This window comes from Saprospiraceae bacterium (genome assembly GCA_016712145.1).
GTDB lineage: Bacteria > Bacteroidota > Bacteroidia > Chitinophagales > Saprospiraceae > Vicinibacter.
This window is the reverse complement of sequence record JADJRO010000001.1, coordinates 1,184,216-1,198,721: the sequence shown is the minus strand read 5'-3', so window position 1 is coordinate 1,198,721 and position 14,506 is coordinate 1,184,216. Positions and strand designations below refer to the sequence as shown.

General features: G+C 37.9%; 7 protein-coding genes, 1 tRNA gene and 1 pseudogene. 8 read left to right on the top strand and 1 reads right to left on the bottom strand.

Translation table 11 applies throughout. The annotated features are described in order from the left end of the window. Positions 1 to 90 precede the first annotated feature (90 nt). The 3 genes from IPK91_05225 (at position 91) to IPK91_05215 (ending at position 6,432) form a co-directional block, all read left to right on the top strand. A complete protein-coding gene (locus tag IPK91_05225; GenBank protein MBK8296675.1) occupies positions 91 to 3,339 on the top strand; it encodes a PD40 domain-containing protein in 3,249 nt (1,082 codons plus the stop codon). A 317-nt stretch (positions 3,340 to 3,656) separates the two neighbouring features. After that, entirely contained in the window at positions 3,657 to 6,149 is a 2,493-nt protein-coding gene (locus tag IPK91_05220) for a TonB-dependent receptor (GenBank protein MBK8296674.1), read from the top strand. 209 nt (positions 6,150 to 6,358) lie between these two features. Further along, positions 6,359 to 6,432: transfer RNA gene (locus IPK91_05215), tRNA-Pro, on the top strand. 280 nt (positions 6,433 to 6,712) lie between these two features. Here the strand turns inward: IPK91_05215 and IPK91_05210 are convergent. Then, positions 6,713 to 7,123, bottom strand: coding sequence for a hypothetical protein (locus tag IPK91_05210; GenBank protein MBK8296673.1), 411 nt, complete (start codon positions 7,121 to 7,123; stop codon positions 6,713 to 6,715). Positions 7,124 to 7,243: 120 nt separating this feature from the next. Here IPK91_05210 and IPK91_05205 point away from each other — a divergent pair, with 120 nt between their 5' ends. The 5 genes and pseudogenes from IPK91_05205 to IPK91_05185 all read left to right on the top strand — a co-directional run bounded on the left by IPK91_05205 (position 7,244) and on the right by IPK91_05185 (position 14,113). Next, positions 7,244 to 7,636, top strand: a complete 393-nt coding sequence (locus IPK91_05205) for a hypothetical protein (GenBank protein ID MBK8296672.1) — start codon at positions 7,244 to 7,246, stop codon at positions 7,634 to 7,636. Positions 7,637 to 7,723: 87 nt separating this feature from the next. Continuing rightward, positions 7,724 to 7,975 (top strand): hypothetical protein, encoded by a 252-nt coding sequence (locus IPK91_05200; GenBank protein MBK8296671.1) that lies wholly within the window; start codon positions 7,724 to 7,726, stop codon positions 7,973 to 7,975. Between the two features lie 23 nt (positions 7,976 to 7,998). Continuing rightward, positions 7,999 to 9,492, top strand: a complete 1,494-nt coding sequence (locus IPK91_05195) for an efflux RND transporter periplasmic adaptor subunit (GenBank protein MBK8296670.1) — start codon at positions 7,999 to 8,001, stop codon at positions 9,490 to 9,492. Between the two features lie 294 nt (positions 9,493 to 9,786). After that, positions 9,787 to 12,938, top strand: a pseudogene (locus tag IPK91_05190) (efflux RND transporter permease subunit). Next, complete coding sequence (locus tag IPK91_05185) at positions 12,935 to 14,113, top strand: TolC family protein (GenBank protein MBK8296669.1); 1,179 nt, start codon at positions 12,935 to 12,937, stop codon at positions 14,111 to 14,113. Before IPK91_05190 ends, IPK91_05185 begins: the two are co-directional and overlap by 4 nt. Positions 14,114 to 14,506: the final 393 nt, after the last annotated feature.

Genomic DNA, 14,506 nt, shown 5'->3' with positions numbered 1-14,506 from the left:
TAGCCAAATTAATAACATCCTAAAAGTCTAATAGCCTAATCACCCATCTATACGAAAACATTCGTACATTCGCCCTCATAATTGAAAAACATGAATTTAAAACGTTATTTAACCTGCTCATTTTTAGCAATTTATTGTTTGCTTTCGGCGCAGGAAAGCCGCCTGTTGCGCTTTCCAACAATTTTTAATGATCAAGTTGCCTTTAGTTATGCAGGCGATTTGTACACCGTTTCTGCCAATGGCGGAACCGCTCGGAAATTGACCAATCACCCAGGTCAGGAAATTTTTGCACGCTATGCTCCGGATGGTAAGCACATCGCTTTTACCGGCCAATATGATGGCAATTCTGAAATTTATATCATGCCCGCTAATGGGGGAGAACCTAAACGTTTGACTTATACAGCCACCCTTAACCGGGATGATGTATCTGATCGAATGGGGCCCAACAATTTGTGCATGACCTGGAAAGACAATGAATCCATTGTGTATAGAGGTCGCTGGAGAGATTTTAATGACTGGAAAGGTCAATTGTATCTATGCAATATCAAAGGCGGACTTTCCGAACAACTGCCTATGGATCACGGCGGATTTTGTTCGTACAATGCCGATAAATCAAAAATGGCTTACAACTATGTATTTCGTGAATTTCGCACCTGGAAACGGTACCGTGGAGGTCAGGCAGACGACATTCGCATTTTTGATTTTCAAACCAAACAAAGCACAAAAATATCAGACAACAATGCTCAGGATATTATCCCGATGTGGGTGGGCTCTAAAATTTATTACCTCTCAGATCGCGATGCACGAATGAATTTATTTTGCTATGATATCAATACCAAGCAAACAAAAAAAATAACAGACTTTAAAGACTTTGATTGCAAATTTCCATCATCCAATGGCAACTGGATCGTTTTTGAAAATGGAGGCTACATTTATAAATTAAATGCAAGTACAGATAAATATGAAAAAATAAGCATCAGCTTGCAGGAAGATTTTGCATCCGGAAGAACTAAATACGTCAATGCAAAAGATTACATCGAAAATTGGGATATCGGTCCGGATGGAAATCGGGCTGTATTCTGTGCTCGCGGGGATGTATTTACAGTACCTGCAAAAAATGGTGCCGTGCGCAACATGACCAAATCTTCCGGTGCACACGATCGCGATGCAGCCTGGTCTCCTAATGGAAAATACATTGCATACATCAGCGATGCATCCGGTGAGGATGAAATTTACCTGTTACAAGCTGATGGTACATTGCCTGCTGTTCAACTTACAAAAAATGGAGACAATTATAAATACGGCATTCGATGGTCACCTGACAGCAAAATGATTTTGTACAGTGATCGCAAACAACGTTTGTACAGTGTAGATGTAACGAGTAAAGATGTTATTCAAATTCAAGCCAACGATTATTTTGAAATCCGTGATTACAATTGGTCTCCCGACAGCAAATTCGTTTGCTACACCAATCCGGAAGGAAAAAATAATTCAACCATTCATATTTATTCTATGGCTGAGAAAAAGAATTATGCAGTCACAGAAAATTGGTTTCAATCGTATGGACCGGTTTTTAGTCCGGATGGAAAATACTTATACTTTGTATCAGAACGTAGCTTCAATCCAAGTTACAATAATGTGGAATGGAATTACGCCTATTTTGATTTGGCAAAAATCTATTGCATTCCACTTCGCAAAGATTTAAAAAATCCATTCGAACCCAAATCGGATGAAGTCATGGTTAAAGATTCAACCAGTAAAAAAGAAGATGCCAAATCAAGCAAATCAGATACAGCTAAAAAAGATGCAAATGCTAATAAAATAGATTTTGACGGCATCACAGAACGCGTCATAGAAATTCCGGGAAGCCCTGGAAATTATTTTGGATTGGAAACAGGAAATGATAAACTCTTTTATTTCCGTGCTTCCCAACGAGATAAAATGAAATGGTTTGTTTATGATTTAAATTCTCAAAAAGAAACCGAATTGGGAACGGATATCAATGGGTATTCATTTGCAGCAGATGGTAAAAAAGTTATGGTTGCCGCCAATCGGAATTTCTATATCATCGATATTCCTGCAGCTAAACCAAATCTTGAATCTCCTCTAAATCTGGAAGACATGAAATTGTGGGTAGACCGCAGCGCGGAGTGGAATCAGATTTATAATGAATGCTGGAGGCAAATGCGAGATTTTGTTTATGATCCAAACCTTCATGGAGTTGATTGGAAAAAATTAAAGACCAACTACGCTCAGTTATTGCCTTATGTAAACAACCGTACCGATCTGACCTATATCATCGGCGAATTAATTGGTGAATTAAATCTCGGGCACTCTTATGTGGGTGGAGGTGATTATCCAAAAGCAGATCGCATTCCCATGGGTTTATTGGGAGCTGAAGTAATCAAGGACGCGTCTGGTTACATTAAAATTAATAAAATTCTGAAAGGGGAGAATTGGGATAAAAACAATCGTTCGCCATTAACTGAAATTGGTGTAAATGTGAAAGAAGGTGATTTTATACTTGCGGTCGATGGAAATTCAACCAAGGATGTTGCAGATTTTTATCAATTATTGGTTGGTACCGCTGGCAAACAAGTTCGATTGAAAGTCAATTCGAAAGCAACTGAAACCGGTTCTCGCGAAGTCACTGTAATTCCGGTTGCAGACGAACAAAAATTATATTATTACAGCTGGGTCCAAAAAAATATTGCCAAAGTTACTGCAGCTACCAATGGTAGAGTAGGCTATTTGCACATACCCAATATGGGATCAGAAGGATTGAATGAATTTGTAAAATACTATTACGCACAATTAAATAGAGAAGCATTAATTGTAGATGATCGTGGAAATGGTGGCGGTAATGTATCTCCACATATCATCGAACGTTTACGAAGAGAACCCGTGCAAGTAACGGTCAGCCGAAATGGCAAGCCAAGTTTCGAACCAGCCGAACAAATCATCGGTCCAAAAATTGCATTGATTGATGAGTATTCTGCAAGCGATGGAGACATCTTCGCGTATCGTTTCAGAAAACATAAATTAGGGACTATTATTGGAAAGAGAAGTTGGGGAGGTGTTGTTGGAATCCGTGGAAGTTTGCCCATCGTCGATGGTGGATTTCTAAATCGTCCGGAATTTTCGAGATACAATGTGGAAGGCACCCAATGGGAAATAGAAGGCCATGGAGTGGATCCGGATATTGTAGTGGAAAATGATCCTTACAAAGCATTTATTGGAGAAGATCAACAGTTAGATAAAGCCATCGAATTGATTAAAGAACAAATGAAAGGTAAATCGTATCTGGAGCCAGCACCTCCAGCATATCCAAAGAAATAAGTACGAACGCCAAATCCCTTTTATGGAATTTGGAGATTGTCAAATTTGAAAGATTCAACAATTCAAAACCCCCCGCCCTCAAGGTAGGGGGTTTTGATTACTAAGATCAAAAAACCCCTTTCAAGGTGTTTGGGGTTCGAGCAAATTTGAAAGAATCTCAAACGCAGATTTCTCGCAAATTTTGTCTTTAAATCAGTTGTGTTGGTCGTCGTTTTAGCATTCAATATCTAATAACATGCAAATGTTGCATTCGCTTGAAACTAATTCTCATTATTACTGGTTTCCTTGTTGGATTCGCTCTCAAATTTTAAATGCTTATGAACTCATTTTCACTAAAATTTTATTCTTTTTGTTCAATTCTGATTTTTGTAATTCAGACAGGAAATAGTCAATTAATGCGTCCACCGAGTGGGCCTCCTCCGGAAGGAAAAATTCAAGGAGAACTTCTCGATAGTATCAGTAAAAAACCCCTTGCCTTTGCAAACATTGTAATCCAGGAAGCATTGGAAAAAAAGGATGTGGATGGCGGACTCACCGACGATGACGGTAAATTTAAAATCAAAGAATTAAAAAATGCTAAATACAATGTCATTGCAACGTATTTGGGATACCAAACCAAAATCATGGGTCCTTTTAAAATCAATAAGGACGTTCTTGAATATAATTTAGGAAAAATTTACCTGGCTCCTACTGTTACTAATTTGGATGAAGTTACTGTAACAGGCACCAAAGATCTGATTGAAAATAAAATTGACCGCCTGGTTTATAATGCGGAGAAAGATGTGACCTCAAAAGGGGGTACTGCTGCGGATGTATTAAGGCGCACGCCCTTATTAACGGTCGATCTGGAAGGAAATCTCTCCATGCGCGGAAGCAGTAATATCCGCGTATTGATCAATGGAAAACCATCTACGATCATGTCTAGCAGTGTAGCTGATGCATTGAAAATGATTCCTGCCGACATCATTGAAAAAGTTGAAGTGATTACACAGCCCGGCGCAAAATATGATGCAGAAGGAACTGGAGGCATTGTAAACATTGTAACTAAAACCAAGAAAATACAGGGCACCAGCGGTTCAATTTACACCATTGCTGGAACCAAGAGCAGCAGTTTAGGAACCAACCTCACGGTTCGTGCAGGTGAAATAGGATACAATGCCAATGTCGGAGGATTTTTCTGGCGGGGAAAAGGAGACCAACACGTTGAACGTGAAAATTTATTAATCAACGACGATCCGTATTTTTTACAAACGGGCCATTCAAAAAATTATGGTGGTGGTTTATACGGACAAATTGGAGCAGACTGGGATTTGAATTCTAAAAACAGTTTCAATCTCACGACACGCTTTCCTATAAATTTATTTCACAATGACAATGATTTGACAACCTATCAGGGGGATACCCTGGGCAGCTTGCCATTTGCATTCAGGAGGGTCAGCGATGCGTTAAACAGGAATATTGGTACTGATATAAACCTCGATTACAAGCGTACGTATGGAAAGGAGACAGAACGCGAGTTTGGTTTGTCAGCACAATATTCATACAGCAATCGCAAAAGCGATTATGAAACAGACCAACTGGATGAACAAAATATTCGCACCTACCGGGAAACCAGTCCGAATTTGGGTAACAATAAAGAACTCACCTTTGCAGCCGATTATTTACATCCGATTCGTAAAAAAATTAATCTGGAGCTCGGTGGAAAAAGCATTTTAAGAAATGTGTTTAGTGATATCTATTATGACACCTTGGACTTAGCAAGCAATGTGTATTTACGCGATCAGAGCAGGAACAATGTATTTGATTACGATCAAAATGTAGGCGCAGCCTATTCGCAGGTGACGTTTCCAATCCGATCCAATTTAAGAGGCCGATTGGGTTTGCGCTATGAACATACATTTATAAAAGGAATCACGGAAGCAGATGACAATGATTTTGAAAACAATTATGCATCCTGGATCCCTTCCGGCTTATTGGCCTATACCTTGAAAGACAAGTCCACTTTGAAATTTTCATATTCCAGAAGAATCCAGCGACCGAGTATGTTTTTTTTAAATCCCTATGTCAATTACAATGATCCAACCAACATTTCCTATGGAAATCCTGAATTAAAGCCAGAACTTACAGAATCCTTTGAACTAAATTATTCCTTTACCAAAGATGTAAAAAATGCTACCATTTCGGTGTACCATAAGATCACCAATGATTTAATAGATAATTATCGGTTTGTAGATAGTTTAGGTCGAACCAATTCAACTTACAACAATCTGGCAACGAATTATTCTTCCGGAGTCAGTATCAACGGAGGGATTATGAAATTGGGTAAAATCATTTTGAATGCAACGGCCAATTTGTATTATCAAAAAATTGAAAGCGAACAATTTGATGGACTTAGAAACGATGCATTCAGTTACAGCTTTAATGGATTTGCAAATGTCAACATTACGCCAACACTGGGAATCAGTTTTTTCGGCTTTATCAATTCACCAAAGCTTACCACTCAAGGCAAGCAAGCAAGTTGGTATGTGTATAGTATCGGACTGCGCAAAGACCTGTGGAAGAAAATGGGAGGACTTACCCTGGGAGTAGATAATCCATTTACCCCGAAGACCAATTTAAAATCAGAATTCAAATCTGAATCTTTCAGTTATGTATCTGACAATAAGTTTGAAGCCTGGGGTATCCGTTTAAGCCTCGACTACCGTTTTGGAAAAATGGAGTTTGGGGGCAACCAGAAAAAGCGCAAAGGCAACCTAAACGACGACCTTAAACAAGGAGAAGAAGGTGGAGGCGGTGGTGGGGGGCGCTAGGCCCAAGCCAAATTATTCGTTTAAATTCCAACAAATAAGCTAAAAGCCTCCAGTTCAATCAACTAGGAGGCTTTATTTTTTTATAATGGGACGAAGCAGATCGCTTGATAAAACCTGAATATCAATTACTTTTGCCCATCAAATCCACACCCTTGTATTTGAATTGATTCGGGGTCCTGCTAGAGCAGGATAAACTCCGTAAAAGAGTTCGGGGCGTAGCGCAGCCTGGTAGCGCACACGTCTGGGGGGCGTGGGGTCGCAAGTTCAAATCTTGTCGCCCCGACATAAAAATGAAGGAGTTATGAAATTAATTTTATAGCTCCTTTTTTATTTGGATATCATGTTAAACCTAATCGCATTAGATCAACGCTAGGATTCTAAGAATTAAAAATTCAAATATGGATATTGTATTTTTATATTTTCCCAAATATTTTACTTTTTAGATCTTTTCTATCTTATGTTTTTGGGTAGACATATACTTACTCAAAATTGCAAATGGTAAATATTATTATATTTGAAGTCAAACGTCCAATAATGCTTGGAAAACTTTTAAAGACTACCAATTAGTTTCCTACTTCAGTCAATCTACTTGTGTAAAGTATTTCATTCCCCAGAAGTGCATAATGAAATAAATTATTGGATTTTCTAATATAATAGTTTTCATTATATGAACTATCAGAGAGATTTAAATTGAATATAAATCTATATGCTTTTTCACTTTTAATTGGTGTTTTTAAGAAATCAAGTTTGACTTTGTATTTAATAGAATCACAATCAGAACCAAATTGAGTAATTATAGATTTATCTTTAATAAGAAAATAGCCAAAAGAAGTATTATAAAGGCTATTATAATGGTAGTCAATTAACTCTAGTTTATACTTAAGATTATTGATTCCAATAATTTTCTCGGCTTCCCTAATTCCATCCTTTAATTGATTAGTGTAAATTATTAAAATAATAATTACAAATAACAAAAGTAGAATTATAACTCTCATTCATCCAAAGGTAAATTGTTTATAGAAATTTAATTGGATAATCGCCGCTTTAGCAATAAATACAATAAATTCCCCTCATTTTTCATTATATTTGCCAGGATGTTTAAAAAGAGGCTGGCTATTTTCTTTCTTGCACTTGCCAATGTGATTCTCATTGGCCATGACCTCATTCCACATCATCACCACAACAGCCTCGAAGAATTACTGGCTCACCACCATTCCGAACAGGATCAAACGGAACATGGATTAAGTCACTGGCTTTCACATCTGATGCATTCGGCTGATGGACTTGCATTCTCTGCAAATCATTCCATAGGAAGTTCATTTTCTAAACAGCAGCAATCAATGCCTGCCTTGTTGCCAGAATTGAATTGGATAAATCTTTTTCGAATTCCAGGTTCAATACAAAAGCCTCCTGAGGCTACTCGGTTGGTTTCTTCGCTTCAATGCCTGCCTTCCGGACTGCGTGGTCCACCTGCACTTTTTTCCTAATCAAATTCTTAATTGAAGGACAAACCCTTTGCGCTAATTGTTTGCAAATGGGGAGATTTTATTTTATTCAAATTAAATCATTTATTAATGAAAACAATATTTAATAGCTTTTTAGCTTCAGTGTTATTATTTATAAGCTGTTCAAACAATCAAAACAGCGGACAAACAACTCCTGTTAGTACACACCAGCATGCAGATGGCTCGACGCATGAAAATCATGAACACGATGAAAAACCAAATCAACAAGAATTTTCTGTTTCTCAAGATACTTTAAGTGTAAAAGGAGACAGCACCCGAAATCATAATCATGAAGTTCATGATCATCCACACAAACATTAACTGCATAAATATAAATTTCTGCTATGGCTAACTACTTTTTAGCAATCTTAACAGGCCTTGTTTTGCTAGGCGCTTGTACACACAAATCCGAAGTGCACGAACACGAACACGGGTCACAACCACTTGCTTACACGATCTATTCTGAGAAGCTGGAGTTGTTTGTTGAATTTAAACCATTGATTCTTGGAGTGACTTCAAATTTTGCAACACATCTTACCTTGCTTGGGGAAAAGTTTCTTCCACTGTCAGAAGGAACGGTCACAGTAAGTTTACTGGTTGGTGGCAAAGGAATTAAACAAACAATTACAGAACCCACCCAACCGGGGATCTATCGTTTGTCCTTGCAGCCAACAGTTGCAGGTACCGGTACCTTAATTTTTGACATGGTTTCAAAAGACTTTACCAATCAAATAATTATTGACTCGGTTCCGGTTTACGAAAATGAACAGTTAGCTATGGACGCAGCTTCTGAAGAAGCTGATGCAAATGATATCAGCTACCTCAAAGAGCAAGCCTGGAATGTAGAATTTGCAAATCAGGTCCTGACTAAAACGACCTTCAACAGCATGATCAAAACCAGCGGACAAATTCTGCCTGCCCCGGGAGATGAACAACTTGTTGTAGCAAAAGCCAAAGGCATCGTTTTATTTTCAGGAAGCCATACCATTCTTGGTTCGAATGTGAGTGCCGGAACCTCACTTTTTATAATCTCAGGTGGAAATTTAACTGATGGAAATATTGATTCACATTACAAAGAAGCTAAGCTTAATTACGAAAAAACGAAAGCAAATTTTGAGCGTGCAGCAGAATTGGTTAAAGATAAAATTGTTTCTCAAAAAGATTTTCAACAAGCAACATTGGATTTTGAAAATGCACGGATCGTTTTTAATTCGCATGCAAAAAATTATTCTGCAAAAGGACAAAGCGTATTTGCGGGCAGCCAGGGTTTTATTAAAAATATATTTGTAACAGAGGGGCAATTTGTTGAAGCAGGAACTCCATTGGCAAGCATTTCTAAAAACAGGAAATTAATTTTACAGGCAAATGTTTCTCAGAAATATTTTCACCTCTTGGCCAGCATTAGCTCAGCAAATTTTAAAACAACAGAAAGTGAAACCGTTTTTAATACACAACAGCTAAAAGGAAAATTGATTTCATATGGCAAAAGCGCAACTGCAAATTCTCCATTCATACCCATAGCATTTGAAATTGAAAATGCTGGAAATTTAATTCCAGGATCAATTGCAGAAGTATATCTCAAATCAAGCCCCATCCCAAATGCATTGGTCATTCCACGAACTGCATTGATAGAAGAGCAAGGAAGCTATTTTGTTTATGTGCAAACCGGAGGCGAGCGATTTCAAAAACGGGAAGTAACGATTGGTGCATCAGACGGACTGGTAGTCCAATTATTATCAGGAGTTACAGTTGGAGAACGGGTAGTCACCAAAGGGGCTTACCAAATTAAATTGTCAACGGCTTCGGGGACGCTTCCCGCACATGGACATGAACATTGATCAATTAATGGAACCTCTAAAAACCCCTTATACTTCGTTACGCAATTTTTTTAAACACTTCATTTACGGTAGTAAAATCAGCGTTTAAAAAAATCGCAAGCCTCGTCTAAGGAGTTTTTAGAGATTCCATTAAGAAATTTGACAATCAACTAACAACAATCAACTATCAACTAACAACTAGCAACTAGCAACAATCAACTAACAACAATCAACTAACAACTATCAACTAACAACTAGCAACAATCAACTAACAACTATCAACTAACAACTATCAACCATCAACTACCAACTATCATGTTAAATAGAATTATACACTTTTCTCTTCACAACCGATTGCTCGTTGTGGTGGCATCGGTTTTGTTAATTGCTTTTGGTAGCTATGTGGCTATGCGAATGGAAGTCGATGTGTTTCCGGATCTCACGGCACCAACCGTAGTCGTATTAACTGAAGCACACGGCATGGCACCTGAAGAAGTTGAAAAATTGGTAAGTTTTCCTATAGAAACGTCTGTAAATGGAGCAAGCCATGTGCGCAGAGTTCGAAGTTCGTCATCTGCCGGGATCTCCATTGTATGGGTTGAATTTGAATGGAATACAGATATTTTCAATGCTAGACAAATCGTAAACGAAAAAATATCTGCTTTTGCAGAAAAGCTTCCTGCAGGAGTGGGCAATCCGGTGATGGCGCCACAAAGTTCCATTATGGGAGAAGTTATGTTTATATCTCTTACTTCAGATACCACGTCATTGATGAAACTTCGCACATTGGCAGATTGGACGATTCGTCCGAGATTGTTGTCAACCGGAGGCGTTGCACAAGTTGTTGTGATGGGAGGAGAATACAAACAGTACCAGATTTTGGCATCTCCACAGAAAATGACTTATTACAATGTCTCATTAAATGAATTATTAACCGCCTCAGAACAAGCTAATGGAAATTCTGCAGGAGGCTTTTTAAATGAATTTGGGAATGAATACATCGTAAGAGGAATTGGCAGAACGAATGATTTAAGTGAGTTGGGAAAATCGGTTATAAAATCGTCTAATGGAAACGTGATTCGCATTGAAGATGTAGCTGAAATAAAAATTGGTGCAGCACCTAAAATTGGAGATGCATCTTCAAACATGCAACCGGCTATTGTATTATCCATTTCCAAACAACCCGCCACCAACACCCTCGAGCTCACTCAAAAGATTGATGATGCGGTGACTGAATTGCAAAACAATCTTCCAGCGGATATTCATATCAACACACATATATTTAGACAGGCAGATTTTATAAATGCATCGATCAGCAACATAAATAAAACCTTGTTGGAAGGCAGCATTTTTGTCATCCTGATCCTTTTTTTATTTCTGATGAATTGGCGTGCAAGCTTGATTTCATTGCTTGCAATTCCGATCTCACTAATAGCTGCTATACTGAGTTTGCATTGGTTGGGATATACTATCAATACCATGAGTTTAGGTGGAATGGCGATCGCAATTGGTGCATTGGTAGATGATGCCATCATTGATGTTGAAAATGTGTTTAAGCGACTCAAACAAAATGCCCTGAAACCTATGGAGGAGCGCAAAGACAAACTTCAAGTAATTTTTGATGCATCGGTTGAGATCAGAACGTCCATTATCAATGCCACATTTATTATAATCGTGGCCTTTGTTCCGCTATTCTTTTTGTCTGGTATGGAAGGTAAATTATTGGCACCGCTCGGCATTGCATTCATCGTTTCCCTATTTGCTTCACTCATTGTTTCAATTACCCTTACTCCAGTCTTGGGATCTTATCTTTTAACAGATGTAAGTATGTTGCAAAAACAACATAAGGAAAGTTGGTTGGTAACAAAATTGCAAACAGCCTACACAAAACAACTTGAACATATCATGAAGTGGAAGAAAACAGTAATTGGTATTTCTGCAGCTTTGTTTTTTGTTTCGTTGTTTATATTATCCCAATTAGGGAGGAGTTTTTGCCAGAGTTTAACGAAGGTTCGTTGGTAATCAGCGCTGTGAGTTTACCTGGAATTTCATTAACCGAAAGCAATAAACTTGGAACGCAGGTTGAAAAAGCATTGCTCAGTATTCCTGAAATTAAAATCACCACTCGGCGAACAGGAAGAGCAGAATTAGACGAACACGCACAAGGGGTTAACTCATCGGAGATAGAAGCTCCATTTACTTTAGGCAATCGCAGCCGGGAAGCATTTATGACTGAAGTTAGAGAAAAGTTGGCTACGGTCTCAGGTGTAAACATTACCATCGGACAACCGATCGGTCATCGCATTGATCACATGCTTTCAGGTACGCGTGCCAACATCGCCATTAAAATTTTTGGTTCGGATTTAAATACCCTGTTCAGTCTTTCTAAACAAGTTAAAAGCTTTATTCAGCCTATTGAAGGTTTGGTTGATGTAAGCGTCGAACAACAAATTGACATTCCACAATTGCAAATTAAAGCAAAGCGAGACATGCTCAATCATTACGGAATCACTATGGGTGAATTCAACCAATTCATTGATGTAGCTTTTGCAGGTGAAAAAGTATCAGAAATATACGAAGGCAACAAAACATTTGATTTGATTTTGCGCTTTGATGATGCCAATCAGGGTAGTTTAGAAAATATTCGAAACACTTTGAATGATGTTGGCGTAAGTAGCAATGATGAAATGGGCACCAGCGAATCACAGCCAGTCAATTCTCAATACCAATCACACCATCGCAGAATTCCACTACACTACATTGCAGATATTGTCAGCACCAGTGGACCCAACACCATCAATCGCGAACACGTGCAACGCAAAACAGTTGTTTCAGCGAATGTAGCAGGTCGCGACCAGAAAAGCACAGTAGCCGAAATTCAGAAAACATTAAACAACAAATTAAAATTACCCGAAGGTTATCATATTGAATACGGTGGACAATTTCAGGCGGAAGCCGAAGCATCAAAAACTTTGATCATTACCTCCTTGCTTTCTTTGCTGATTATTTTTTTATTACTGTATCAGGAATTTAAAGATGTAAAAGTAGCCGGCATTATTTTATTAAATCTTCCATTGGCCTTGATCGGGGGCGTATTTAGCATCTGGTTTACAAGCGGTATTATGAGTATTCCGAGTATTATTGGTTTCATTACCTTGTTTGGTGTAGCCACACGAAATGGAATCCTACTTGTATCACATTATAAAAATTTGCGCGAAGAAGGAATGAATTTATATGACACCATCATTAAAGGCTCTACGGATCGACTCAGTCCTATATTGATGACAGCACTTACTGCCGGGCTCGCACTCGTTCCACTTGCAATAGCTGGGGATTTACCCGGTAACGAAATTCAAAGCCCTATGGCAAAAGTGATCCTGGGTGGATTGCTAACCAGCACGGTGCTGAATATATTTATTGTGCCCATGGTTTATTTTATGTCTAACAATAAAACAGCTTCTAAATGAGAATCATTTTTGTAAAATTAATTTCAATTGCTTTTTTGATTGATATCCATGCACAATCTAGCATGGATCAGGTGCTTGTTCAAATCGGGATGAACAATAAAACAATTCAAGCTACGAAGCAATACTATGAAGCTGCAAAAATTCAATTTAAAACGGGCAATACGCCTTCAAATCCTTTTGTTGAATACGATTATCTTTCTGGCAGTCCGGCAAATGCTGGTAATCAGCATGATTTTTTAATTAAGCAACAAGTTGATTTTCCAACGAGCTATATTAAAAAATCCCAACTTGCGAGTGAGCAAATTGCTCAAACTGTTTTTCAAGTTACAGCCTTGCGGCAGGATGTTTTATTGGAGGCTAAAAAATATTGTATTCAACTAATTTATCGCAACAAACTGCAAGCACAACTCAATATACAAAAACAGCGCACAGAAAAAATTCTTGCAGATTTTCAAACTAAAATGGAAAAAGGGGATGGAACCATTTTGGATGTCAACAAAGCCAAACTGCAATTAATTGACATCAAGAAGCAAGCTCAGGAAAATCGTTCGGCCATCAATCAACTAAACCAAAAATTAATTGAATTGAACGGGGGAATTGAAATTACAGTAAAAGATACCATTTATCCAATGTTACCAACCATTCCTGAATTTGCACAATTGGAATCTGATTATGAACGGGTCGAACCGGTTCTTAAAATATTACAACAACAACGAGTCATTCATCAAAAGCAATTGGAATTGAGTAAAGCAATGCGATTGCCTAAAATCGAACTTGGATATCATTATCAAGGTATTCTCGGTCAAAGCTATCATGGCATTCATACAGGAATATCATTGCCCCTTTGGGAAAATAAAAACACAGTAAAGCATAAACAAGCTCAATTGCTTCTAAGTGATTTGGAATTAGATGCTCATAAAAATGAACATTACTATCACATCAAACACATCTATGAAAAATATACCAACCTTAAAATTAGTTTGCAGGAGTATCAAGCAGTTTTCTCTTCTTTAAATAATACCGCCTTGTTGACAAAAGCATTTGATTTAGGAGAACTTAACACCATTCAATATTTTACTGAGTTAAATCATTACACACAATCTTTGACTAATTATTTACAAACTGAACGGGATTTCTATGAAACGATTGCGGAATTGTATAAATACCAATTGTAGTAAGGAAGTCTATAGTCTATAGTCTATAGTCTGTAAGTGAGGAATAATTCTGCAATCCTGCAATGTTACAATCCTACAATGCTGCAATCTTGCAATGAATTAATTTAAAAATCTGTCTGTAACAAGTAGTTGCTGAAGGCGTCCCCGCCGAAGCTAAAGGGGATTTGTTGAAGAAAATGCTGCAATCCTGCAATGCTGCAATGTTGGAATAATTCAATTTAAAAATATGTATGTAACAACTAGTTACTAATAGCGGTGCGTAGGTTGGACCTACGTCCAAATTTCAATCGAAGAGGAATCAAAAAAATTATTACTAGAAAAGAAATACACTAGGCTTAAGCCTGGAAGAAATTTTCCAATGGTTAAATGCTGCAATTCTTCAATGCAAAATCT

Bases quoted from the DNA above. Each gene is read 5' to 3' on its own strand.
- IPK91_05225 (MBK8296675.1), top strand. From the start codon at position 91: ATGAATTTAAAACGTTATTTAACCTGCTCATTTTTAGCAATTTATTGT.
- IPK91_05220 (MBK8296674.1), top strand. From the start codon at position 3,657: ATGAACTCATTTTCACTAAAATTTTATTCTTTTTGTTCAATTCTGATT.
- IPK91_05205 (MBK8296672.1), top strand. From the start codon at position 7,244: ATGTTTAAAAAGAGGCTGGCTATTTTCTTTCTTGCACTTGCCAATGTG.
- IPK91_05200 (MBK8296671.1), top strand. From the start codon at position 7,724: ATGAAAACAATATTTAATAGCTTTTTAGCTTCAGTGTTATTATTTATA.
- IPK91_05195 (MBK8296670.1), top strand. From the start codon at position 7,999: ATGGCTAACTACTTTTTAGCAATCTTAACAGGCCTTGTTTTGCTAGGC.
- IPK91_05185 (MBK8296669.1), top strand. From the start codon at position 12,935: ATGAGAATCATTTTTGTAAAATTAATTTCAATTGCTTTTTTGATTGAT.